Annotated in this window: 15 protein-coding genes; 4 read left to right on the top strand and 11 right to left on the bottom strand. The window is 71.9% G+C overall.

Annotation, left to right across the window (positions count from 1 at the left end; all coding sequences use genetic code 11):
* Positions 1-319: 319 nt before the first annotated feature.
* The 4 genes from ACLEQD_RS09850 to ACLEQD_RS09835 all read left to right on the top strand — a co-directional run bounded on the left by ACLEQD_RS09850 (position 320) and on the right by ACLEQD_RS09835 (position 10391).
* Entirely contained in the window at positions 320-7552 is a 7233-nt protein-coding gene (locus ACLEQD_RS09850; protein WP_410383250.1) for a hypothetical protein, read from the top strand.
* 12 nt (positions 7553-7564) lie between these two features.
* On the top strand, positions 7565-8089 hold the full coding sequence (locus ACLEQD_RS09845) for a hypothetical protein (RefSeq protein ID WP_410383249.1): 525 nt from the start codon (positions 7565-7567) through the stop codon (positions 8087-8089).
* 98 nt (positions 8090-8187) lie between these two features.
* On the top strand, positions 8188-8871 hold the full coding sequence (locus ACLEQD_RS09840; protein ID WP_410383248.1) for a hypothetical protein: 684 nt from the start codon (positions 8188-8190) through the stop codon (positions 8869-8871).
* Complete coding sequence (locus tag ACLEQD_RS09835; RefSeq protein WP_410383247.1) at positions 8871-10391, top strand: SUMF1/EgtB/PvdO family nonheme iron enzyme; 1521 nt, start codon at positions 8871-8873, stop codon at positions 10389-10391. The genes ACLEQD_RS09840 and ACLEQD_RS09835 overlap by 1 nt, the downstream gene beginning before the upstream one ends.
* Before the next feature lie 186 nt (positions 10392-10577).
* Here ACLEQD_RS09835 and ACLEQD_RS09830 read toward each other — a convergent pair whose 3' ends face one another.
* The 11 genes from ACLEQD_RS09830 to ACLEQD_RS09780 all read right to left on the bottom strand — a co-directional run.
* Positions 10578-10799, bottom strand: a complete 222-nt coding sequence (locus ACLEQD_RS09830; RefSeq protein WP_171420255.1) for a hypothetical protein — start codon at positions 10797-10799, stop codon at positions 10578-10580.
* Positions 10796-11527, bottom strand: coding sequence for a hypothetical protein (locus tag ACLEQD_RS09825; protein WP_410383246.1), 732 nt, complete (start codon positions 11525-11527; stop codon positions 10796-10798). Before ACLEQD_RS09825 ends, ACLEQD_RS09830 begins: the two co-directional genes overlap by 4 nt.
* 1225 nt (positions 11528-12752) lie before the next feature.
* Complete coding sequence (locus ACLEQD_RS09820; RefSeq protein ID WP_410383245.1) at positions 12753-14915, bottom strand: hypothetical protein; 2163 nt, start codon at positions 14913-14915, stop codon at positions 12753-12755.
* Positions 14912-16528, bottom strand: coding sequence for a hypothetical protein (locus tag ACLEQD_RS09815; RefSeq protein WP_410383244.1), 1617 nt, complete (start codon positions 16526-16528; stop codon positions 14912-14914). The genes ACLEQD_RS09820 and ACLEQD_RS09815 overlap by 4 nt, the downstream gene beginning before the upstream one ends.
* Positions 16497-16691 carry a hypothetical protein gene (locus tag ACLEQD_RS09810; protein ID WP_410383243.1) on the bottom strand — a complete coding sequence of 65 codons (195 nt, stop codon included), beginning with the start codon at positions 16689-16691 and terminating at the stop codon, positions 16497-16499. The genes ACLEQD_RS09815 and ACLEQD_RS09810 overlap by 32 nt, the downstream gene beginning before the upstream one ends.
* Positions 16692-16695: 4 nt before the next feature.
* Positions 16696-17883 carry a phage baseplate assembly protein V gene (locus ACLEQD_RS09805; RefSeq protein ID WP_410383242.1) on the bottom strand — a complete coding sequence of 396 codons (1188 nt, stop codon included), beginning with the start codon at positions 17881-17883 and terminating at the stop codon, positions 16696-16698.
* On the bottom strand, positions 17880-18089 hold the full coding sequence (locus tag ACLEQD_RS09800; RefSeq protein ID WP_171416179.1) for a hypothetical protein: 210 nt from the start codon (positions 18087-18089) through the stop codon (positions 17880-17882). Before ACLEQD_RS09800 ends, ACLEQD_RS09805 begins: the two co-directional genes overlap by 4 nt.
* On the bottom strand, positions 18089-18430 hold the full coding sequence (locus ACLEQD_RS09795) for a hypothetical protein (RefSeq protein WP_410383241.1): 342 nt from the start codon (positions 18428-18430) through the stop codon (positions 18089-18091). Before ACLEQD_RS09795 ends, ACLEQD_RS09800 begins: the two co-directional genes overlap by 1 nt.
* 32 nt (positions 18431-18462) lie before the next feature.
* Positions 18463-20472 carry a hypothetical protein gene (locus ACLEQD_RS09790; protein WP_410383240.1) on the bottom strand — a complete coding sequence of 670 codons (2010 nt, stop codon included), beginning with the start codon at positions 20470-20472 and terminating at the stop codon, positions 18463-18465.
* Positions 20469-22439, bottom strand: a complete 1971-nt coding sequence (locus ACLEQD_RS09785; protein WP_410383239.1) for a hypothetical protein — start codon at positions 22437-22439, stop codon at positions 20469-20471. The genes ACLEQD_RS09790 and ACLEQD_RS09785 overlap by 4 nt, the downstream gene beginning before the upstream one ends.
* Positions 22440-23531: 1092 nt before the next feature.
* Positions 23532-24391 (bottom strand): hypothetical protein (locus tag ACLEQD_RS09780; RefSeq protein ID WP_410383238.1); only part of this gene is annotated, 860 nt, incomplete at its 5' end.

The raw sequence follows: 24391 nt of genomic DNA, 5'->3' as shown, positions 1-24391 counted from the left end.
GCGCGCAGGGCCGTGCTGCCCCGGGCTCCGCGGATCAGCTCGGAGACCTGGCCGCGCGGCTGGCCGAGGCCCGCGCCTCCGACCTCACGCCCTCCGCGAGCCCCACGCCGCTGGAGATCGGCGCGCCCACCGGAGGCCCGGTGGCACTCGATGGACTCGATGGAACCGTCGAAGCGGCGGGCCTGGGGGGCAGCACGTCGCCCATCGGCGCTCCCCCGCCAGGGACCACCATTGATGCCCCCAGCGCGGGCGGTGAAGCCGCCACGCCGGATCCAACGCCCGAGCCCGCCGCCCTCCCCGCGGGAACGGCCCCGGCGGCATGGACGAGGCCGCGCGCATCGACACGGTGGTCTCCGCGCTGTCGGCGCGGGGCGACGTCCGCATCGTCATCCGCCCGGCCTCCGGTGGCACGGGGCCCGGAGCCGTCGCGAAGCCTCCCCCCATCCAGACGGATGCCACGGTCGACACGGGCCGTCCGGAGGAGCGTCCCACGCCCGCGGCCCCCGTGGCTCCGGCCGCGATGGACTCGCGGAAGCAGCTGGCCGAGGCCCACGCGCAGGGCGTCCAGGGCATCCAGCAGGGCCTGGAGACCGCGCCGGATCCGACGGGTGCCGTCACGGTGGAGCCCCCTGCCCCGCTGCCCGCCCCGCCTCCCGCTCCCACGGCGGAGGCGCCTGTCGCGGCAGCGCCCATCCCCGCCGCTCCGGCGACGAGCGAGGGCGCGGATCCCGTCGCCGCATGGAAGGGCCGCATCGCCGGCACCACGGCGAAGGTGCCGGAGCCCCAGCTTCCTCCCGCGCCCCGCTACACGTTCAAGATCACCCAGGCCGCCGTGGACCCCAACGCGGTCCGCGCCGCGCGCCTCAAGCAGCTGGAGGACGAGGGCAAGAAGGCCATCACCCCGGCGCAGCAGCCGAAGGACCTGCCCGCCATCCCGGACGACCCCACCGGGAAGGCCTCCTCGCTGGTGGACGCGAAGTGCGAGCGGAAGCTGGAGGTCCGCAACGCGAAGCTGCCGGACCTGCAGAAGAGCCCGCTGGGCCACGTGCCGGAGATTGGCTCGCAGCTCATGCGTGACGACGGCGGGCACATGCTCATCAAGGGCCCGCTCGGCGACATCGTCTACAAGCCCGGCGGCCCGAAGCCCACCGATCCGGAGAAGCTCAAGGACTGGACGCGCCTCCAGAAGAAGATCACCGCCGCGGCCGACAAGCAGAAGAAGGAGAAGGCCCAGCCCAAGGAGCCCGCGAAGGGCCTCACCGTCCTCGAACAGGCCGCGCCCGCGCCCATCAACGTCCCCGACTTCGCGCGCGTGGACATTGGCGACGTGCTGGCGCGGCTGCTCGCCGCCCCGGACAAGTACGCGGACGCCTCCGTCCAGAAGGCCCGCGAGGCGTATGTCCCGGGCGGCCTGGACGCGTCCTGGGGCACGGCGCTCGTCACCGCCGAGCGCCCCATCTTCGCCGCGGAGCTCCAGCGCGTCGCGGACGCCGCGCAGCTCAAGAAGGAGGACCTGGACGCGAAGGTGGAGGCCCGCCGCAAGGAGCTGGTGGACTCGCACGCCGCCACCACCGACACGCTCAGCAAGGCCCATGAGGACGCGAAGACGAGCCTGACGGAGAGCGGCAAGACGTTCGCCGACTCCCTGTCGCGCCTGCGCGCCTCCATCGACGCGCAGTCCGAGGCGAAGGCCGCGGCCATCAAGGGCGGCGTCGACCTGACGGAGGCCCGCCGCAAGCGCGACGCCCTCATCTCCGCCGTCGACACCAAGGTGAGCAACTGGGTCGTCCGGTACGACCAGAACGGCAAGCGCTTCAAGGAGGCCTTCGCGAAGGCCGCGACCGACCAGATGCGCGCCTACGAGCTGGCCGCCCTCCAGGACGAGTGGCAGCTCAAGAAGGACGCCGGCGATGATCCGGTGAAGCTCAAGGCCGCCACGGAGGCCTACCGCCCCACGAAGAAGTGGCTGGACGACCGCCGCAAGGAGATTGGCGCCGTCGTCACCCAGGCGAAGCGCGACATCGACCAGAGCGTGGAGCGCTACCAGCAGGAGCTGCGCGACGCGGGCAAGGAGGCCAAGGAGGTCATCCGCGACTGGCACGCGAAGCAGATCGGCTACGAGCGCGGCTTCTGGGACCGGCTGCTCGGGTGGATCCTCGACTGGCTGGACGCCGCCCACGACGAGAGCCGCGCGTGGGAGGCCGCGCGGGCGCAGGAGAACAAGGCGTCGCTGGACCAGAACATGCTGTTCCTCGCGGAGGTGCGCCTGCGCCAGGGCGAGGAGCTGGATGAGGAGGCCATCAAGGGCAATAACGCCCTCAGCGAGGAGCAGAAGGCCATCCTGCTCTCCTACTACGGCAAGGGCGGCAAGGACCCCGTGCAGGCGCTGGCGGAGGGCCTGGCCGTGCGCATCATCGGCCAGCGAAAGAAGCCGCTGCTGGAGGCGCTGGAGAAGGAACTGCTCGCCTCCACCGACCTGGAGCGCCTGAAGACCGTCGTCGACCAGCAGGAGCCCCTCTTCAGCAACCGCGCCCGCAACATCAGCCTCAAGGTCTGGGAGGGCGTGGACCAGTGGGGCACGGACGAGAAGAAGATCTTCGACGCGCTCGCCAACTTGAACCCGCTACAGGGCCACTACATCGAGGTCCTCTACGAGAAGGAGCACGGCGAGAACCTGCGCGCGCGGCTCAAGAGCGAGCTGGACGACTTCTTCAGCACCACCACGCACGACGCGGACAAGGCCGAGGCGCTGCTCTCCGGCAACGCGGCCAAGGCCGCCGCCGTGGAGCTGAACGACGCCATGGAGGGCACCTTCCTGGGCACGGGCCTGGGAACGGACGAGGCCGCCATCCTCACCCTGCTGCGCGGCAAGACGCCGGAGCAGATTGAAGCCATCAAGAAGGCCTACAAGCAGAAGTACGGCAAGGACCTCGTCGCGCAGATGGACGACGAGCTGCGCAGCGGCGCGCTCAAGACGCACGACGTGGACGAGATGCACGCCCTGGTGGAGGGCCGCACCGAGGACGCGCGCGCCATCGAGATGGACCGCGCCATGCGCGGCGGCTGGTTCTTCGGCCTGGGCACCGACCGCAAGGCCATGGAGGGCGTCTACGACCGCATCCGCCAGGAGACGGAGGCCGACGCGCGGCAGTACGGCTGGGACTCCAAGACGTTCCGCGCGGAGCTGCTCAAGCGCAACCAGGCCATTGATGCGTCGTACGAGAAGCAATACGGCAAGGACTGGCCCGAGCGCACCGCCGGGGAGAGCGCGCTCAGCGCCGCGTTCCACGACGAGATGCAGGGCGACGAGCTCAAGCTCATCGAGGGCCTGCGCGACGACAAGGGGCTCCAGGTGGATGCGGCGCGCATCCACATCGAGCACACCAGCATCTTCTACGCGGACGACAAGGTCATCCGCGACGCGATGTCCGCGGAGGGCAAGCGGCAGATCGCCGACGCGCGCCGCGACGGCTACCTGGACATCCAGGAGCGGCTGGACATCGAGCGCGGGCTGGACGAGGCGAGGGTCAAGCCCGCCAGCGAGGGCCCGCTCACGGAGGAGGACCGCAGGAAGGGCCGCATCAGCGAGGTGGAGTTCCTGGACAAGTGGAGTCCGGAGAAGGTCCAGGCCCGCATCGCGAAGGAGCGCAAGGAGGTGGACGTCCAGGCGAAGGCCCAGGCCCAGGCCAACGCCCCGGCGAACATGAAGGCGCTGGCCGCCGAGTACGACGCCGCCTACGTGGAGGGCACCCACCTGCAGGCCACGTTCGAGCAGGCCGTCCTGATGGACACGTCCGGCGCGGACCGGGAGGCCGTCGCCGCGCTCCTGGAGAAGGGCTACCTCACCGACGCGGAGGTCGTTCAGTACGCCGTGCAGGGCGCAGGCACGGACGAGGACGCGCTCAAGGAGGTCCTGGCCGGCAAGACGAAGGCGGAGATCCAGGCCATCGCGGAGGAGTGGGCGAAGAACAACCCGCCCGACCCCGGCGACACGCGCACGCCCTACCAGCGCTTCCGGGACCGGCTGGACGAGGACCTGAGCGGGCGCGAGGAGTTCGACATCCTGGACCTGGTGGACTACGGCGAGCCCGTCACGCCCCAGGAGAAGGCGGACCGCGCCTGGCGCCGCGTGCACTTCGAGGCGCGCTCCACCAACGGCATGGCGTCCTCCGAGTACCAGCTGGTGGTGGACCAGGCGGCCGCGCTGGACGCCGAGGTGGCGGCCCTGGAGCGGCACGAGCGGATGCGCCCCAAGCCCGGGGACGCGAACTACACCGCCGACGGACTGCGCGCGTGGCAGGACGACTGGGAGAAGAAGGCCGAGCGCGTGACGGTGCAGGCGGAGCACGCCGACGAGTCGGTGAAGATGCACCGCGAGCAGGTGGACTTCGTCACCGACCGGCTCGTGAACATCCTCGGGGCGGTGGTGATGGCGGTGGTGGTCGCCATCGGCGTCATCGTCAGCATCTTCTTCCCGCCGGCGGGCGTGGGGTTCTGGGCGGCGTTCGGCGCGTTCATGGCCAGCTCCACGGTGCTGGTGGGCACGGCGCTGGCGACGGCCGCCATGATGATGGCGACGAAGGCCGCCATGAAGGGCGCCGCCTACGGCTGGGAGGAGGCGGCCACCGACGCGGGCGTGGGCGCCGTGGACGCGCTCGTCTCCGCGGCCACCGCGGGCATGGGCTCCAAGCTGCTCAAGCTGGGGTTCCTGGCGCGCATGGCGGAGGAAGGCGGGATGCTGGCGCGGGTGACGGCGCACGGCCTGGCGCAGGGCGCCGAGGGCGTGGTGCAGTCCGTGCCGTCCGCCTTCCTGGGCAACGTCCTCAACGACGAGAACTACAAGGGCGGCAACGCGCTCCTCAACGTGCTGGCGGGCACCGCGCTGCAGGCGGCCCCGGGCGCGGTGCTGTCCGCCGGCATGGGCGCGCTGGGCGGCATCTCCAAGCCCCACGTACCGCCGCGCACCGGCGACCTGCTGCACTTCCGGGGCACGCCCAAGGAGCGCGTGACGCTCTTCAAGAAGTGGAAGGCGGAGAACCCCGCCGGGAACATGAAGGAGTTCCTGCGCGAGTTCGACGACAGCCTGCTCAAGCAGATGTCCGGCGACTTCGACAAGAAGCAGCTCCAGCGCGCGATGCGCAAGGAGCTGCTGGAGCACATCCCGCCCGCGCAGCGCAAGGCCTTCGCGAACACGCCCATCGAGCTGGTCTCCGAGGCGGACTTCCAGGCGCTCACCGGCAGCAAGACGGGGCAGGCCGTCACGATGTTCCGGCGTGGCAAGCCCACCCTCGTCCTCAAGGCGGGCGCGGACCTGTCCGACCTGGGCGAGGAGGGCCTCCACCTGCTCCAGCGCCACGACAAGGCGACGCGCGAGCTGGTCCGGTCGCTGGACGAGACGGCGCTGCGCCACTGGGACCGGCTGCCCGTCGAGAAGCAGCTCGAGCTCTACCGCAAGAAGCTGCGCCTGGAGATCGACGCGCAGGAGTCGCTGCTGGCGTCGCTGGAGGGCAAGCGCGGTGTGTCCATGGACCCCGCGGAGACGGCCCGCCGCATCGAGCAGGGCGAGCAGACGCTGAAGAACCTGCGCCAGCGGATGAAGGAGGTGGACGGGTTCACGCCCGTGGAGCTGGCGGAGTTCGGCCAGGGCGTGCGCTCGAAGCCGCAGTACCTGAATGAACCGCCGCGCCTGTTCACCAAGAAGCCCCCGAAGGCGACGGCGAAGACCGCGGCCCGCAAGCGCGCGGGCGGCAAGCGGCAGGCGCCAGCGCCCGCCGTGACGGACACGGAGCCGGTCCTCCGGGAGACGGGCCGGGCCGGCGATGCATGGCCCAATACGGCGCATGAGGCCGCCCACCCAGAAATCGGTCCGTTCTCCAAGTCAGGCCCCCGGGAGAATGACTCCTTCATCCCGACCGGGGAGCGCAAGGTCTTCACGGAGGCAGACAAGGGCCGCACCACTCTGAAGCTGGCCTCGGGTGACAGCGTGGCGCAGATCGGCCCCGCGTGGCAGGAACTCGATCCCAAGACCTCGGAACTCCGCTACTACAAGCTGGTAGAGGTCACGCGCGCCACCGGTGAGACGAGTCAACGCCAGCTCGTCCTGTCCAAGCGCCCCGGCAACCGCTGGGAGGTACGCGGCACCGACACCCGGCAGGCCGCCGACGCGCTGGAACGGGTGCAGTCCCAGAAGTTCACGGAGGCACTGCTGGGCGACCAGCTGGGCAAGACGAAGAAGTTCCGCCGGCTGGACTTCAAGCCCAAGGGCGCCGAGCAGGGCAGCGGCATCGATGAGATCATCGTCGAGTTCGACGATGCCGCGAACCCGGAGAGCGCGAGGCTGCACTTCATCGAGGTCAAGGGCGGCGAGCACGCACCGAGGCTCGAGAAGTTCACCGCCGTGGGCAAGAACCTCCGCAAGAACCTGGACGAGCTGCGCGAGCAGCTGAACGACCTGGCCTGGGCGGCTGAGCACGGCCTGGAGCGCAAGCACCTGAAGGCGCTGGGCAAGGCCATCGACGAGTGGCAGCTCTCCATCGAGGTGCGCTTGGGGCCGATGACGCCCCTGCCCCCGCCCGGCCAGGAGGTGGTGGGCCGCATCGAGCGCATCGCGAATGTCTGGCGCAAGCTGTCCCTGGTCCGCGACGTCATCCCCACGACCGAGGCCGCCCGCACGGAGATTGAAGCCCTGATGACGGGCTTCATGGCCGCCCTGCACAAGGGGCGCGTCGCGCCCACGATGAAGGAGCTGAAGCGGCTGGAGAAGTTGCTGGAGGGCACGAAGCGCAAGCCGGGCCTGCTGGCGCAGTACAACATCGATCCGAACCAGCTGAAGGGTCTCATCCACAGCCTGGACCCGAACGTGAAGCCGGGAGAGATCGCCCGGATCGTCGAACCGTTCGAGGCCGCGAAGCGCGTGCGCACGATTGGCCCCACCGGCAACGTGCTGGGCTGGGGGGACTTCGACATCACCCTCTCGCGCAGCTGGCGCAACCGCCGGTTCAAGCCCTTCGAGCTGGCGCAGATGCGCGACCTCCAGAAGGGGCTGGAGGCCATCCCGGAGCTGGATCCCGCGACGTTCAGCACGCTGTCGCTGCGCGACCGGCAGCAGGCGCTCAAGAAGTCGGTGGGCGCGGCCATGGACGCGCTGGGCATCCCGAAATCCCGCCGTCCCCGGGTCCAGTTCCAGAACCTGGCCGCGGGGGACTACGGCTGGATGGAGTGGAACTTCCACATGACGCCCCAGGGGCGGCTTTCGCCCCTGAACCGGCGGGGCGTCATCGTCATCAACGAGAACCTGGACGTGGGCGACGCGGTGGGCACCGCCATCCACGAGTCGCGCCACTACTATCAGGCGTATCAGGCCTACCAGTACTCGCTGGGCCGGCAGTCGCATCCGTTCTCTCGCCGGTGGTGGCGCAACCTGCCCGGCTCCGGCGGCCACTACTACGGACCGGCGGACCCCCGGTACTTCCGGCAGCCCATTGAAACGGACGCGGAGAGCTTCGGCCGCCGCGTCATCGATCTCTTGCCGCCCCGCTGGCCTCCTCCATGATGAGGTTCCGACATGCGCGTCGCTCCATCGACAACCGTCACCTGCTTCGTGTGCGGCTCCACCTTCACCGTCCACAACCGGGTGGAGCTGGAGGGCGGGCGGAGAACCCTGCTCCAGGAGCCGTCCGCCTGCCCCTTCTGTGATGCCCCCTTGCGGAGCATCCCGAAGCTGGACGTGGGCGTGGCCAAGAGCCTGCTGCTCACCGAGGCCGGCGCACCAGAGGAGAAGAAGACCTACGGGACCGTGGCGCGGTTCCTGGAGCGCTTTACCCGCACGGAGGCGGAGGTGGACACGCTGCTGACGCTGGCGCGGGAACTCGACCTGGACGCCTGGGAGGAGGGCAACCTGGCGCGGCTCCAGCGTGGCAAGGACGCGGAGCTGAAGACGGAGACGAAGTTCGTCGCGAAGCTGCGCAAGGAGGCTGGGGACGGGGGCCTCTTCGAGCGATTGCAGCAGGCCGCAGCGCCCGTCAAAGATGCACACCGCGCCCTGTGGAACCGCCACATGGCCCTCTTCCAGCAGCGCAAGCACCGGTAAGGCGGGACGACATGGCCGAGTCCTCGAAAAGCGCTCCGAGCAATTGGGCGGGACTCTTCTCCTCCGAGTGGGGAGAGGTCACCCATGCCCGGGGATTCATGGAGGACTTCACCGAGCTGGCATTGGCGAAGCCGAACTCGCCCATCCCGCACCTGCGGACGCTGGCGGATGTGCTGGCGTCGCTCATCGTGCTGGCGGGGGCCAGCGAGGCGCGCGTCGCGGCCAGGCCGCTGGTGCCCCTGTGCGAACCAGCGCTCCAAGAGGCCGGGCGGCTGTTCGACACGCTGGAACCGCCGCGTGTCGCCCTCCAGGTGCTGTCCTTCGTGAACGCCGCGGAGGTGTGCGGGGCCGTGGAGGGCCGGGTGGAGGCTTCGGCCGCGAAGGCGTGGCTGGAGGCCATCGCGAAGACGCAGAAGAAGCATGACGACCTGTTGTTGTACCGCTGCGGACTGGTGGCGCTGGCGCTGGGGGAGCCGGACCTGGCGGCGAAGCTGGTGGGCGGCGGGAAGCTTCCGGCGACGTTCACGCCCGGAGAAGAGTTCGGCTTCAACGTCCAGGGCTTCGTGCGCTACCTGGCGACGGCGCTGAAGCACGGGGCGGCCACCGCGGACGTGCGGCCCGCGTGGAACTCCTACGTGGAGGGGTTTCCCAGGAACAAGGCGGCGAATCGGGCCTCGTGGAGCGACCTGGTCTGGGCGGCACGCGCGTACTTCGCGGGCGTGGAGAGGCGGCCGGTGGCGCGGGTGGGTGAAGCCCTTCATGCGCAAGTGAAGCCTGCGTGATGCGCTCCCCTGCACTCGTTGCCCGGCCGGAGGTTTCGTTCGAGGCGATGGACCGGGTGCTGTCCGCGCTGGGCTGGTTCCTCCAGTCCGAGAGCCAGACGCCCCCGCTCATCCCCGGTGAGCCGGAGCTCGCGGTGTACGTGCACCGCGGGACGGACACGTCGCTGCACTACACGTTCAACCCGGTGCTCCGGCTGCGGGTGCTGGAGTTCTCCGGCCGTGACGCGGTGGGGCAATGGGCCACCGTGCGCAAGGCGGTGCCGGTGCTGGAGGCTCCGGCGCTGGCGGCGCTGCTGACGTCGTCGGAGACGCGGGAGGTGCTGCTGGGGTTGCTGGCGACGGAGGCGCTGCGCGAGCGCGCGTCGATGGACCGCGTGGCGGCGCTGCGGTTCCACCCGGAGTTCAGCGTGTCGCGGACCGCGGAGCGCGTGCTGGCCTCGCTGGTGCCGGATGGGACGGAGGAAGCGTTCCAGCGGCTGAAGGCGGAGGAGGAGGCGCATCCGGACCGCTCGGTGCTGTTCGCGCACCTGCCAGGTGAGGAGCAGCGGCGGCAGGTGCTGCGCTGGCTCATCCACGATTACGCGGCGTCGAACCCGGACATCGACGCGGTGCTGAACTCCGCGCTGGTGGACGAGGACGCGGAGGTGCGGGTGACGGCGGTGCTCGCGGCAGCGCGGCTCCAGGCCCGTTCGGTGTTGCCGGCGCTGCGTGAGGCGAGGATGCCCACGTCGACGCGCGAGGGCGCGTCTCCGCTGGACCGGCATTTCTACGCGGGATTGCAGAACGTGGTGGCCCAGCTGCTCGCGGGCCGGCCGCCGCCTCCGGCGGGCTCACCGAAGCGTGAGCGGATGGAACCACTCCTGCGCGCGCTGCTCGGCCCCGTGGACGTGGGCAACGACATCCAGTTGCTCCTGTATGCGCTGACGACGCCCGTGGATCCGGGACCGCGTCCCGCGGCGTTGCCGGAAGCGCTGGTGGAACGGGAGGGCACGTACCGGCTGCGCCGCTCCGGGCTGGAGGCGCGCTGGGTGCCGCCCGTGGAGCACTGGCTGGGGACGGGGCAGACGCTGCGGCGGGTGAAGTCACCGGGGTACTTCGTCGCCCGGGTACCCGTGAGCCGGGCCGCGGCGACCTGGGCGCTGGCGGCTTCGCAGGGGCCCGTGGGGATGGCGGGGCGGGACGCGGAGGAGCCCCTGCCCTGCACGCGCGTGGAAGCGGAGCAGGTGTGCGCGGCGTTGGCTCGCATTGAAGGCGTGGAGCTGCGGCTGCCCTCTGGTGACGAATGGGAGATGGCGGCTCGGGGGCCGGATGGGCGGCTGTTTCCGTGGGGCAATTCGATGATGGAGGACGGGGCTTCGCGTGCCTCGCCGTGGGGCGTGGAGAAGCTCGTGGCTTCGCTTCCTCAGTGGGCTGGGGGAGGCCTGCTGTGCGGTGGCCGGGAACAGCCGCTGTGCTCTTCACGCCGCGAGGTGGAGGCGACGGCTGTCGGGGCTGTGCGGTGGGTGCTGGCCACTCCCTGACCTTCAGCGGGGCGCCAGGGTTCGCTGAGCCCTCCCGCGTGAAAGTACGGCCCGAGCGGATGCTTCCAGGGCCCCCTGGTGCCGACGCTTCGCGTCAGGGAAGCGAGGCAGGCCCTCCTCCGGAGGCGAAGCGCCTCAACTGGTCCGACAGTCGGACCAGTTGCCCAGGGCCGCGCCCGGCAGGGGCTACTTCTTCGGCATCCGGATGCTGGGGTTGGCAGCGACCCGGGGCGCGCTCTTCGCCTTGAAGTTGCCCCCGGCCGCGGCCTTCATCGTGGGGCCCGCGGCCGCGCTTCCCAGCTGGGCTCGGGGGGTGTCGGTCTTGGGTTGCTGCGAGGGCGCGATGGACTTGTTCATGGCCGGCTTGCGGTCGGGCGTCTTGCGCGTCTGGGGCGTCATCGTCTTCATGGCTTGCCTCCTGGGATGCGGCCGGCGGGGATGCCTTCCAGCTTGAGCAGCACGCCCGATGGCGCTGGGACTTCCAGCTCCACGAGCCCTCCGGGACCGGTGCGGTGGGTCTCCGCGCCGATCTCCAGGCTGCAGCCCACGGCAGGGCGTCCTGACTGATCCTGGGCAAGCAGCCTGCGCCGGTCGTCGCTCACCACCACCGACGGTCTCCTCAGCGCGACCTGGGCCTGCGCGATGAGCACGCAGCGCTGGCCCTTCACGCTCGCGCGGACCTGGGCCCGGACGCGGGCGACCTCGGGTGCCTTGCCTTCAGGTGGCTTCGCGAGGAGCGTGGCCCTGGAGGACGGCGGGCCCGGGAGCACCGCGCCTTCCCAGAGTGCTTCGAACCCTTCATCCAGGCCCACCGCCGCGAGCGTCAGCGGCAGGCGGATGGGCTCCGAACCGATCCAGAGATCCTCGGGCGCGTCGATGGCTACCTCCGGATCCAACTGGACGTCGGCGATCCATGACCAGCGCTCGGTGAGCAGGTCCGCGAGCCACCCGGCCTCCTCGGGCGACATGCGTGACAGGGCCTTCTCCACGTGCGCCGGGTCCGCCAGCCGCTGGAGCGCGGCGGCGCCATCCTTGAACCTCGCGTTCTCCAGCAGGCCGTCGAGCTGACCTGGGAGGTTCCTGGACAGGGAGCGCAGCAGGTGCCCCAGCCGCTGCCTTGGAGGAAGTCCGCTCATCCTCGCCTCCTCCACAGGGAGCGGCCGGTCATCCGGCGCCGCAGTCGCTGTTCTGCTTGATGAAGCGTGTCGTGATCCCTGTCCGTGACGCGACGTCCGTTCACGAAGAGGGCTCGCGCACCGGTGTCCCTTTCGTCAGCCGGTGCTTCGATCCACGCGAGGTCTTCTTCCAGTGCTTCCTGTCGGGGCGGGGCTTCGACTCGCGGTGGAGGAAGCAACGTCTTCACTTCGATGTGCACCGGCCCTGGTGTTGGGCGCCCCGCGCTCCGTGACGGGGCGCGCGCGGGTTCCACGGGAACACTCCGTCTGGCCGGCGCCGGCTCCCGCGCGGTCGTCCCTTCAGGCGGGGCGGCGCTGTCGTGACGTCGCGGCTCGGGCGCGTCCTGGAGCGGTGGGGCCTGGCGCGTCCGCGGTGCGGGCAAGTGGTCCGGTGCGTGGGGTGGCCTTCGCCGTGGCGAGATTCGTACCGGGGCCATACCGGGCGCCCTGGGGGAGGCCTCTTGTTGAGGTTGCGCGACGGCGCGGGCAACCCGATGGCGACGCGCGGAGAGCTCCGGGGGCCGTGCGCTGATCCGTGGGCGTTCGGTGTTTCTTTCCTCGGAGGGCCGCGGCACCCGGTTCCTTCGGAGGGCGGGGGCCTCCACCGCTGGCTCGACATCGGAGTGCACCGCGGGAGCGTCCTGCTTCACGGGCACGTCCCGGGTGACATCCGGGGCAGGAGCCTCCCGAGCCTTCTGGTGGATGAGGGCTTGGGCAGGGTGTGCCTCCACGGCTTCCGTGTGCGGCGCTGGAGCGTTGGCGACCACGGGGACTGCGTTCACGAGACGGGGCTGCTCCTCCTGGACTCGGGTTGGGGCTTCGACCGTGGGCCTGGGTTCCCGCGTCGTTGCTGACGCCACTTCGGGTCGGGGAACGCGACGGCGGACGGGCGTGAGGGATTCTGTCCTGACGGGGGCCACGGTCTGAACAGCTGGCCTGGGCACAGGGGCTGTCACGTCTCCAGGCCCGGTGAGCCCCATGGACCTGGGGCCCTGCGTGGGCGACGCGGTCTTCACCGCGCGGCCTGTCTCTCCTCCCCGCCTCTGCGCACCCGGCGTCGGCAGGGAGGGCGGCAGGGGCGGATCCACCTTGAAGTCCCCGCCCTCTCCCCGCTCCAGCGGATGGAGCACCCGGTCCAGCTCCGCGAGCAGCGCGGCCACCGCGAAGAGGTCGTCTCGTGCTTCGCTCATGTCGGCACTCCCAGCCAGGACTTGAGGACCGTGGTCGCGGCCCGCAGCTCCGGATCCCTCAGCACCGTCTTCGTCACGCCGCCGTCCTGCACCGTGATGTTCGCCGTGCCGGGATCCAGCTCGATGGGCAGCATCACGCCCGTGGCGAGGCTGGGCCCGCCGAAGCCCTTGAAGTCGCGCCGAAGCGTCACGTCGCGCACCAGCGCCTTCGGCAGTTGCAGGTCGCGCAGCGTGATGACCACGACCTCCTCGTCGTCCTCGCAGCACAGGGGCGTGGGCGTCGTCGTCACCTCATCGTCCGCCCGGGCCGCCGCGCCCGTGCGCACGTCCACCGTGTCCACCTGCGCCACGCCCTGCCACCAGGTGCCTTCGTCGTCCGCGCCTCGCACCAGCAGCAGCTCCCCCGGCCTCGCCACCTGCACCGGCTCGCTTGAACCGGACGCACTGGCGGCAGGCATCCCGTCCAGGAACAGCCGCGTCGCGCCCACCTCCACCGGAGGCACCAGCTTGAACGTCTGACCTGGATACGGCGCGGCGACCGTCGGCGGTACCAGTCCGATTGCGCCACCTCCCTGCCCCAGCACCAGGTTCAGCTTCGCCCCCAGCGCGATGAGCTCCTGCACCACCCCGTCCGCCTGCGGCCCCGCCACCGAGTGCCCGTCCAACAACTCCTGCGTGGAGATGGACACGGCGCTCCCGTCCACGGGGGAGCCGCTCCTCACCAGTCCCGCCACCCCTGGCAGCTTCGCGTCCGTCGCGATGGACACGTTCAGCGGCGCGATGCGCAGGCGCTTCTCGGTCCCTTTCACCTCCCAGCCCAGCACCAGCGCCAGCGTGGGACGCTCGCCGCCCACGTGCGCCACGTGCCCCGCCTGCACCAGTCCCAGGTCCACCGTGGGCGTCACCGACAGCGCCGTCGCCTGCGTGGGCGTGTCCTTCACCAGCAGCACCGGGCCCACCAACGGGATCCCCGTGGACTGTCCCGCGAGCACCCGCGTCAGGCTGTCGCAGAACGGCTTCAGCACCTGCCGCAGCAGCGGCGCCAGCGCGGCCCGGTTGCGCGCGTCGAACCACCTCTGGCGGAACACCCAGTGGAAGCGCAGCGACCACTCCAGCGTCCGGAGCATCCGCAGCGGGCCGTCCGGATACGCCAGCCGCGCCGCCACCGCTTCGTCCATGCCCTTCCCCGCCTCGACGTCCAGCGTCGTCAGCTCGTTGGACAGCTGTCCGGGGATGCCCGGGGAGTCCGCCCTCCGCAGCGTGGTCTTCAGCGACGCCAGGCCGGACACGGACGCAGTCACGGTGCGCGGAGGCTGGAGCGCCGTGGCCACCGCGCCGTAGTCCGTCGCCGATGCCTGCAACGAGTCCGCCGCGCGCTGGAGCGCGTCCGTCAGCTCCGGCGTCGCGCCCTGCTCCTCCACCGTGGCCTTCGCCTGGAGCAGCACGCTCCGGTCCGCCAGGCACTCGCCCTGCCGGGCCGCGGCGCCCGAGGCCACCGGGTCGAAGGCGCTCGAAAGCGACGAGACGGACAGCCCGTCCAGCATGCTGCTCAGGGACACCGTCTCCGACGTCGTCGTCAGCTTCGCCCGCCTCGCGGTGCGCAGGCCCGTCCACGTCCCCAGCTCCGCGATGCCGCTCTCCGCGGCCTCCTTCCGCTGGTCCGTGGTGAAGAGGCCCGCGTCGATGGCGTCCGGCACGACGCCGCTCGCCGACAGTGGTCCGAAGTCATACGTGGGCACGCGCACCGCCACCTCGCCGCCGTGCTTCTCGTCGCGGAACGCGAACAGCGTCACCGTGCCCGCGAGCACCGCGTCCCCCGTGAGCTTCCCGTCGCCGTCCGTGCCGATGGTGCCCACCGCGAACTCCAGCTCCTCCACTCCCGGCAGCCGGTCCTCCGTCCCCACCAGCGAACCCACGGACACCGCGGGCAGCCCTTCGCCCCGGGGCGAGCTGGCCAGGGCCGGCGCCAGCGCGGTCCCGACCGCGCGACGGCGGGCCCGCTCGATGACGTTGAACACGGGCAACAGCGCGCACACCGTCTGCACGTGCGGCGCGTCCTGCTCCGCCACGCCGTCCACGCGGTCCAGGAAGGCCTCCAGCTGCTTCCAGGCCGCCTGCCACCCGTCCAGCTCCATGCTCAGGCGCTTCACCGCGCTCACGGACCGGTTCCTTTCTTCGGCGTGCCCGCGGGCGGCGTGGACGGGTCAGCCGCGGGCGGCTGCGGGCTCGGCGGACGCTCCGACGCTCCCGGTCCGCCAAACCCCATCGCCAGCGAACGCCCTCCCCTGCGCTGGGAGTGCTTCGTGGAGAGCATGCCCTCCAGGATGTCCTTCTGTTCCTCCACGTGCTCCTTCGACTGGTCCAGCACCTCCACCAGCGTGGAGCGGCTGCGCTCGGCGGCGGCCTTCAGCTCCTCCGGCGTGCGCCCCACCGCCTTCACGAAGTCCCCGGGCGCGTCCTCCACCGCCTTCACGAACTTGTCCGCCTGCTTCTGGGCCCGCGTCTTCAGGTTGCCCCAGGCGTCCTTCACCTCGTCCGCGCTCGCCTCCAGCACCTGGGCCGCCTGGCTCTCCTCCAGCGCCTTCTTCACGTCCTGGAGCGTGAGTTCCCCCGACGCCAGGTCCATCGCGGCGGACAGCCCCAGCAGCTCCCAGAGCATCGCGGCCTTCGCCAGGTTGGGCCCCGCCGCCAGCAGGCAGACGCCGCCCACGTAGCCGCCCGGCGGCCGGTTCGCCGCCGTGAGGAAGGCCTGCTTCAGCCCCGCCACGCCCCCCGTCGTGGACACCGGCAGCGCGTACATGCCCGCGGACTTGAGCGCGTCCAGCAGGTCGATGATGGCCTGCACCGCCTGCACCAGCTTCATCAACACCTGCACCTTGTCCTGCATCGCGGCGGCGAGGCTCTTGATGAGCGCCGCCAGGTTGTCCACGGACAGGAGCAGCGACCGGAGCGCCTCCGGGAGGATGAGCAGCTTCTCCAGGTCCGGGAACAGGTCGCGCATGCGCGCGGACTTCCAGTCCGGCTTCACCGACCTGCCGCGCGCCCGGCTGCGGCGCGGATCCAGCGAGCCCTTGGGGTACTTCTCGAACGCCTTCTTGAACGCGCTGATGTTGAGCAGCTTGCCCAGCAGGTACAGCGCCTGCCGGAGCGCATCCAGCGAGGGCGCCGCCATCACGATGAAGACCGCCTGCACCGGCGCGCCGTCCGTCACCGTCGGGCGCGAGGTGTCCCCCGGGTCATCGAACGACGCGGTGAACCGCCCCGCCCAGCGCGTGAAGCCATCCGGCGTCACCGGCGGGCGCTCCAGCGCGAGGCCCGCCTTGAAGTCCCTGGGCAGGTTCGGGATGAAGCCCGTCTCCGCCAGGTTCGTCTCCGTGGGGCCGATGCCCGGTGCGTCCGCGTAGAGGTACGCCCCCGCGTTGAGCAGGTCGTCGATGATGTCCTTGAGCAGGTTGTAGGCCGCGAGGATGAGCGCGCGGAACGGATCCGGCAGTCCCAGGAGGATGGCCGCCAGCGCCTGGAGCAGCGCCTTCACGAACTGGAGCACCGCGATGATGATCCGCAGCGGCGGCTTGACGATGCCCACCAGCTGCTCCAGCCCCGGCGGCGCCGCGAGCACCAACGGCCGCCACGCGGGCCCGGCCGCGGCGCCCGCGTCCGTCCCGGTGCCGTCCGTGCCTTCCGCCTCCGCCAGGGCCTTCGCCAGGTCCTCGCAGCAGACCTCCAGCGCGCCGTGGAGCTCAGCGATAGCGGCGTCGTTGAACTCGGCCACGCGCGTCCTCCCGGGTGCGTTGTTCCAGCTCCATCAGCTTCTCCAGCCGCTCGGCGTCCTGGGCCAGGCCCACCGCCGCCGCCTGGAGCAGCAGGGCCTTCACCTCTTCCAGCCGCTCGCGCAGCACGGACGCCTCCAGCGGACTCCAGCCGGGCTCCTTCATCGCGTCACCCCACCGGCAAGCGCTTGACGAAGCCGAAGTAGGACCAGTCCAGCATCGGCGTCATCGCGGCCCACACGTCCAGCAGCGGCCCGTACGCGGCCACCGTCAGCGGGTTCACCGCCTTGAGGATCTGCGCCAGCATCGCGAAGTGGATGGCCAGCCCGTCGCCCAGCACCATGGGCGAGACGGCGGAGAGGCCGCCCACCTGGCACATGCCCAGCATCGTGTTGATGGACACGTTGCCCATCAGCGCGTCGATGGAGATGGCGTTGAGCGACGGGCCCGGCAGGTCCGGCATCGTCGCGGCGACCTTCACCGCCTTGCCTGCGGCGAGGTTCACGTTGCCGCCGGACGTGACGCCGAAGCCGCCCACCGCCGTCTCCTGGGACGCGCCGGACACGTTGCGCGTGTGGCTGCCCTGGATGCGGTCCTCGCGCGGGCCGCCCACCGTCTCCTTCAGGCCGGTGCCGCCCACCACGCGCGAGTAGCCCGCCACGTCCACCTTCTCCGTCAGGGACCCCGTCACGTGCAGCGACACGTCCCCGCCCACGGCGCGGGTGTGGCTGCCGTCCACCGTCTCGTCCTGCGCGCCGGCCACCTCCAGCCGGTCGTCGCCGTCGACCTCCGCCGAGCGGTTGCCCTCGTTCACCGTGCGCTCGTTGCTGATGAGCCGGTCCAGGCCCTCCGCGGACAGGATGAGGCGGTTGCCCTGCCGGTCGTGGATCTCCACGCGCGCGGACTCCGGCCGGTCGTCCAGGACGATGTAGTGGCCCGTGGCGGACTTGAGCATCCGCACGCCCGGCACCGCGGACTGGGGCGGATAGTCGTGCTTGGGGACCTCACTGACGTCCGGGGCCACGCGCGCGGTGGAGTCCGGCTGGCCCAGGTCGGAGAGGGCCGGCTGGCCCCACCACATGCCGCTCCAGATGGGCTGGGACAGGTCTCCGCCCTCGAATTCCACCCAGACGCCCGCGCCCACGTCCGGCACCACGAAGAGGCCCTGGTCCGGGCCCGCGTAGGGCGTGCACGGCATGGCCCAGCCGGTGGCCACGTCCCCCATCAGGCGCGGCACCACGCACTGGATGCGCCCCAGGTTGAGGGGGTCCGACACGTTCGTCACGTAGCCGCGGTACTTGCCGAAGTAGCGGCTCTCCGTGCGTTCGATGAGCTGCTGCAGCAGTTGTTCAATCATCGCGCGGCCCCCAGGTCGTCGTCCTCGTCGTACTGGCGCACGCCGGAGACGTCCGACAGGTTGATGTAGACGGGTGTGATGCCGTCCGGCCCGGTGAGGTGGACGACGTCGTCGATGAGCTCCACCACCAGGCCCACGTACACCTGGCCCAGGGTGGTGAAGAGGTAGCAGCGCTGCCCCATGCTGGCTTCGAGCAGCTTGCGCATCACTCCTCCAGCTTCTGCACGAGCCGCGTCGCCAGCTTCACGCGCGTGTCCACCCAGACGCCCACCTCGCGCTGGCGCTCGGCGGCGAGCTTGCGGCGCGCGGCGCGCACCAGGTCCTGGAGCGTCACGGGCACGGCGGGGACGGGCGGCAGGCGGGAGATGCGCACCTCCAGGGCCTTGAGCACCTCCGCGTCCAGGTCCAGCTTCGCGCGCGTGCCGGCCAGGTTGTCCAGCGCCGCGGCCTTCGCGTCGGACGCGTCCGGCGTGGCGGAGAGGGTGACTTCGGGCAGCGCGGTGCGCTGGAGGGCGACGCGGCCGCTGAGGGCGAAGGGGTCGGGCATGGGGGTGTCCTTGCGGGAGAGGGGTTCCAGCGCTACGGGTTGAGCTCCACCACCGCGTCGGCTTCCTGGACGTGCACGCCGGAGGTGGTCGCGTTGCCGACGGCCGCCACGCGCGAGCCGCCCAGGATGATGACGGAGTGGGCGTACGGATCCGGCGGCGGCTCCAGCGGGAAGGCCTGCACGCCCGCGTCCTGCACCGGCTTGGGGCCGGCCGTGCCGCCCGTGTAGAACGAGTCCGCCAGCACCTCGTGCAGCACGGAGACGTTGAGGATGCTCTCCTTCACGGTGGACGCCGCCGAGTCGATGCCGAGCACGCTCTTGTCCACCAGCTGGAGGGCCTTCTTCGGGTCGCCCTGCGCCGCGGCCAGCACGGAGCGCACCTGGCCCTGCACGTCCTCCGGCCGCTGCGCGTGCATCGCGACGCGGTCCACCAGGTCCTTCAGCGCGCTCGTGGGCGAGTCGTCCTTCGTCATCGCGATGCCGTAGAGCGTCCGCGCCCCCAGCCGCACGTCCATGGTCGCGGGCAGCTTCGAGCGGACGTCCTCCACGGTGGGCTGGTCCAGCACGCCCTGGGTGGGCACCTCCGCCCGGGCCTGGGGCGGCGGGGGCTGGGTGACGAGCTCCGCGAGCAGCGTGGAGAAGGCGTCGCTCGCCACGTCGCGGCGGCGCTGGAGGCCGCCCAGGAGCAGCTCCTGGTCCAGGGGGACGCCCAGGGTGGAGCCGCCGCCCACGGGAATCTGGAGCGTCAGCTTGTCGGCGGGCAGCGTCCACGGGGGGCGCAGCACCGGGCGCGGCGGCGTCACCGTCTCCGCGCCCAGCACCACGTTGCCGGTGAACGTCACCGGGGCCTTCTCCACGCGCAGGACGACGACGTTGACCGCGTCCAGGCACTGGCACCGGTTGCCGCTGAAGACGGTGGAGTCCGCGCGGCGCAGGTACACCGCGCCCACGCCGCCCTCGCTGCGCAGCTCGTTGCCGGACACGGCGGCGGAGATGACCGCGCCGCCGTTGCCCAGCAGCAGCAGCGCCGGGCCCCGCGCGGTGATGTCGTTGCCCTCCACCTGCACGCCCCGCTTCGCCTTCACGAGGGGGCGCGGGACGAGGGGGAGGGGCCTGACGAGGAAGTCCACCAGCGCGGGCCTCACCCGCGTGGCCGTGGCCGACAGGTAGCGCGTGGCCGCCGTGCAGGCGCGCAGGGCGGGCGTGGAGTCCGGCGCCGTCACCGTGAGCGCGCGGTTGAGCACGGGCCCGGCGGCGAACCGCTGCTTCAGCGACCCCATCTGCACCAGGTCCTCCAGGCGGGGCACCGAGGCGAGCGTGGCCACGGCGGACGTCGCGGCCTTCCCGAGGACGGCGCGCCCCTCCGTGCCGGGCTTGGGCACGGGGTCCGTGGCGAGGAAGGGCACGCGCGACAGCTTCACCACCAGGTCCGGGGGCAGCGTGTCGGTGACGATGAGCACGCCCGCGCCGCCGCCCCCGCTGCCCGCGTGGCGCACGGTGTTGCCGCGCACCACCGTCTCCCCGCGCCAGTCGATGGCCACCTCGTGCAGCAGCGCCTGCGACAGGGAGTTGCCGCTCTCCAGGAAGACGTTGCCCTTCACCACCAGCTCGCCGGAGCCCACGAGGGTGGCGACCGCCTGGCCCAGGCCCGGCTCGCCGGCGGTGGGCAGCCCCGCGCACGCGAAGAGGTGGTTGCCGGAGACGACCGTCACGGACAGGTCCGGCCGCAAGCGCAGGCCCGCCACCGCGCACCCCTCCAGCCGGTTGCCCTCCACGTCCAGCAGCGAGCCCGGGTCGGTGGGCGCCTCCGTCAACAGGTGCCCCGCAGCGCCCAGGGCGGTGATGCCGGTGACGGTGTCGCGCACGGTGTTGTTCGCCAGGCGCACGCGGCCCTGCACGCCCGACACGAAGAGGCCGTCCGCGGGCGACGGGAAGGTGTCGAAGACGGGGAGCCCGACGTCGCCGGGGTCCGGGGCCTCGCCGCGCGCGAGCTGCTCCAGGGCCTTGCGCAGCACGGCCAGGATGGGCTCCAGCTCCGTCATGACGGTGATGACGGCGACGAGCGACGCGGAGACCTTCTCCGCGCGCTGGCGCAGGTACTCCTTGAGCCGGGCGACCGCGACGCGTCGTCCTCCGCGGGGTCCAGGGCCTGCTCGACGGCGCGCAGCAGCACCGCGGCCGCCTGCAGCTCCGCCGTCACCGCGCTGGACTTCGCGACGGCCTCCGCCGCGAGGGTGGCGGGCTCGTCCACCAGCAGGTGCAGCGCTTGAATCGCGGCGGCGCTGCTGGTGCCGCTGTCGGTGTCGAGCGCGTCGACCGCCTCGCTCACGCGCTTGAGCGCGATGACGCGGAGCTTTCCCTGCACGCCCGCGATGTCCAGCACGCGCTCGTACTGGGTGAGGTAGAGCTGGAGCGAACCGGAGAGCACCGGGCCCGCCGCGAGCCCGCGCGTCGCCAGCACCAGCGCGCCCAGGGCGGAGACCCAGCGCTCCAGCGGCTCCGCCTTCACCGGCACGGGAGAAGGCGGCAGGGGCAGCACCGGGAGCACGTCCAGCGTCGTCACGCGGATGCGGTCCAGCAGCCCCCGGGCGATGGCCACCTGCTCCAGGCGGCGCTGCGGCTGGGCGATGGCGGCGACCACCGCCTGGTGCGCCTGGAGCGACAGCGTGGACAGCTCCGCGTCGCCGCTCACCAGCTCGCCCAGCTGTCCCACCGCGGTGCCGAAGGCGCGCAGCTGCTTCTCCACCGTGTCGTCGGACTCGGTGACGAGGCCCGCCGCCTGCCGGTCCAGGTTGGTGGCGTACAGGCCGATGGTGGCCGTGCGCCCCTGCGCCGCGACGCGCGCCCCGTCCTCGGGCGTGACGTCCGCCGGGGGCAGCACGCCGGTGGTGAAGTCCAGCACCTGCTTGAGCGTGGCGCGCATGCGGTCCACCACCGGCTGGAGCTGCCCGCCGGTGCGCTCCACGTCGCGGTAGTCCGCCTCCACCTGCGAGGCCAGCGCGGGGTGCAGCTCCTGGAGCTGATCCGACAGCGCCTCCTTGGACAGGCGCAGCTGCATGAGCACGTCCACGTTGGCCTTCGCGCCCCGGGTGCCCGGCTGGAGCGGGAGCTGCTGCAGCGCGGCCTGGGCGAAGGTGCCGATGATGGTCTTCTTGGGGCCCACCGCCTGACCGATGACGGGCTGCCGCGCGCGCTGCACCTGCGCCTCGCGCAGCTGGGCCACCTGGCTCAACGTCCCCGCCAGCGTCACCAGGGCCGTCAGGTCGTCCGGCCCGCCCTGCACGCGGCCCAGGGCACCGATGAGGGCGTCCTTCACGGAGGCGGGCAGGCCCTGCACCAGCGAGTCGAAGGCGCCCTTGAGGCGGTCCGCCGTCTTCAGCACGGCGTCCTTGCCGGCGACGGTGGCCAGGTCGAACTGGGCCACGGTGTCCCACGCCGCCTGCGACACGTCGTCCGGAGCCGTGAAGCTGCACGCGCGCGCCAGCGACGAGCGCACCGCGTGCGACGTCTTCGAGTGGTCGTTGAAGCCCTGCGCGGAGCGCATCTCCGCCACGTCGCCCACCAGCGCGTCGATGACGTTGTCGGGCGTGGTGCCGAGGTCCCTCAGCTCCTGCGCCAGGGTGTCCAGCGGGCCGTACAGCCCCCGGCCGATCTTCTGGCGTCCGTCATCGTTCGCGCCCGAGTACTGCAACACGGTGGCGTACATGCCCACCACGGCCCCGTGCACGTCGGCGCGCTCCAGGCGGACGGTGGCGCTGGTGACGCTGAGCTGCTGGAGCACCCGGGTGATGGGGGGCAGCTTCACCGGCCCCACCACGGGCGGCGGCTGCGTCGTCGTCACCGGCGCGTGCACGCCGTCCACCTCGTTGCCCTCCACGGTGATGCCGGAGCCGGACACGACGGCGATGCCGGCCGCGCGCACCTCCGCGTCCGGGAGGCCGGGCGCGCCGTAGGCCTGCGTCCTTCCCACCTGGAGCAGCCGGTTGCCGCGCACCTGCGCCTCGTCCACGCCCGCCGAGCACCACCGCGCCCCGGAGCGTCAGCTGCTCCAGCCAGCGCAAGGCGGCGTCCAGGGAGCGCGCACGCGGGTCGTGCGTTGGCGAGCAGCGCCTCCACCAGCGGCTGGCCGGCGCGCGCGTCCGCGCTCAGCGTGCCCTCCAGGCCCGGGTCCAACCGGGACAGCGCCAGGGTGTTGTCCGTCTGCGACGGCACGTCCGCGAGCGCCACCTGCTCGAAGCGGTTCTCCTCGATGCGCAGGCGCCCCACCGCGCCGCCCGTGCCCCAGGTGCGCACGGCCGCGTCCCCCAGCGTGCGCACCACGTTGCCCCGGATGCGCACGTCGAACACCGGGTGCGGGCCGCCCAGCAGGATGCCGACGCCCGGCGTGGACTCGCCGTCGCCTTCGATGCGGTTGTCCACCACCTCCACGTCCGACGCGGGGCGGCCGTTGGACGCGCCATCATCCAGGCCGTCGCCCACGACGATGCCGGCCACCACGCCCAGCACCGACGCGGCGGGCACGGCCGGCAGGGAGATCCAGCAGTCGCGCACGCGCAGCGCCCGGCCCGACAGCTGGATGCCCACCTGGAACAGGCCGTCCGACGCGGCGTTGCGGATCTCATTGCCCGCGACGTCCACGCCGTCGCCCGCGACCTGGATGCCCACGGCCGCGCAGCCGAGGATCTGGTTCTCCTCCACCACCACGCGGTCCACCGGCCCCGAGAGTCCGCCCTCCGCCAGGTCCTGCACGAGGATGCCCACGTGGAAGCCCTGGATGCGGTTGCCGCGCACCTCCACGCCCGCCAGCCGCCCGTCCGCCACGTGGATGCCCGTGGTCGCGTCACCCAGCGGCTGGAGGCGGTTGTGGGTGATGGCCAGCGAGTCCACGAAGAGGCCGCGCGCGGGAAGGACGCGAGGAAGCGCTCCGCGAGGTACGGGGCATAGGGCGCCACCGCGATGCCCGTCGCCGCGCCCACGCGGTTCTCGTCGATGACGATGCGCGCGCAGGTGCCCGTCACCAGCACGCCCGTCGCCTCCGGGCCGGCCTGGTTCGCCTGGATGTGGCAGCGGCGCAGCGTCACCCCGCTGGAGTCCGCCAGCGTCACCACGCCGTGCGGCAGCGTCGCCAGCGCGTCGAGCAGCGGCTTCGCCTCCGGCACGTCCTCCAGGGCTGGCCCGGATGCAGGCGCTGCAGCTTGCGCAGCTGCACCAGCGTGGCCACGACGGAGCCCGCCGCGCGGCCCTGGCCGGGGGCGATGACCTTGATGCGGTCGGAGACGACGTCCACGAAGTCGGCCTCGGCGGACGGGTGCTTCACGTCGTCTTCTTCCAGCACGCGGTCGTCGTCCACCTCCGCCAGCGGCACGAAGCGCCTGCCGTCCGTGGTGGCCACGCTCTTTTTCACGGCCTTGACGGCGGGCGGGAGTCCTCCGCCAATCACCACGTCCTCGAAGGGGGCCTCCACCAGCTTGAAGTCCTCGATGCGCACGTCGCCTTCCAGGCCGCAGCGGTCCACGAAGAAGGCGCCGCCGGAGCCCTGGGTGCGCAGCTCGGTGGACTCGCCGTCGCCCAGGAGGTGCACGGAGGACAGGTTGCGCAGGAGCACCGGGTGCTCCAGCTTGTAGCGGCCGGAGCGCACGAAGATGGATCCGCCCTGCCCGCCCATCCGGTCCACCGCGGCCTGGAGCGCCTCGTCCCCGGTGATGCCCTCGAGCAGGTCCTGGTCGACGTCGCCGAAGCTGCGCACGCCGTCGCCCACCACCACCGTGAAGACGCCGGGGCCCACGACGCGCTCGGAGAGCTCCACCAGCCGGTCACGCACCTGGGCGAGCGGCAGGTAGCGCGGGCGCAGGTCCTCGAAGGTGCGCACCGCGCCGCCCGTCACGCGCGCCAGCGGCACGCAGTGGTGCACCGGGCCGTGCACGGGCGCGTCCGTGAGCTGCTCCACCTCGCCCCGGGCCG

The organism is Corallococcus sp. 4LFB (assembly GCF_046520365.1).
Taxonomy (GTDB): Bacteria; Myxococcota; Myxococcia; order Myxococcales; family Myxococcaceae; genus Corallococcus; species Corallococcus caeni.
The sequence above is the reverse complement of the archived record's forward strand: the minus strand, read 5'-3'. Positions and strand labels throughout refer to the sequence as shown.

Coding starts and splice junctions, on each gene's coding strand:
- ACLEQD_RS09830 (WP_171420255.1), bottom strand. CDS start 10,799: ATGAAGACGATGACGCCCCAGACGCGCAAGACGCCCGACCGCAAGCCG.
- ACLEQD_RS09845 (WP_410383249.1), top strand. CDS start 7,565: ATGCGCGTCGCTCCATCGACAACCGTCACCTGCTTCGTGTGCGGCTCC.
- ACLEQD_RS09795 (WP_410383241.1), bottom strand. CDS start 18,430: ATGCCCGACCCCTTCGCCCTCAGCGGCCGCGTCGCCCTCCAGCGCACC.
- ACLEQD_RS09850 (WP_410383250.1), top strand. CDS start 320: ATGGACGAGGCCGCGCGCATCGACACGGTGGTCTCCGCGCTGTCGGCG.
- ACLEQD_RS09825 (WP_410383246.1), bottom strand. CDS start 11,527: ATGAGCGGACTTCCTCCAAGGCAGCGGCTGGGGCACCTGCTGCGCTCC.
- ACLEQD_RS09800 (WP_171416179.1), bottom strand. CDS start 18,089: ATGCGCAAGCTGCTCGAAGCCAGCATGGGGCAGCGCTGCTACCTCTTC.
- ACLEQD_RS09840 (WP_410383248.1), top strand. CDS start 8,188: ATGGAGGACTTCACCGAGCTGGCATTGGCGAAGCCGAACTCGCCCATC.
- ACLEQD_RS09810 (WP_410383243.1), bottom strand. CDS start 16,691: ATGAAGGAGCCCGGCTGGAGTCCGCTGGAGGCGTCCGTGCTGCGCGAG.
- ACLEQD_RS09790 (WP_410383240.1), bottom strand. CDS start 20,472: ATGACGGAGCTGGAGCCCATCCTGGCCGTGCTGCGCAAGGCCCTGGAG.
- ACLEQD_RS09805 (WP_410383242.1), bottom strand. CDS start 17,883: ATGATTGAACAACTGCTGCAGCAGCTCATCGAACGCACGGAGAGCCGC.
- ACLEQD_RS09835 (WP_410383247.1), top strand. CDS start 8,871: ATGCGCTCCCCTGCACTCGTTGCCCGGCCGGAGGTTTCGTTCGAGGCG.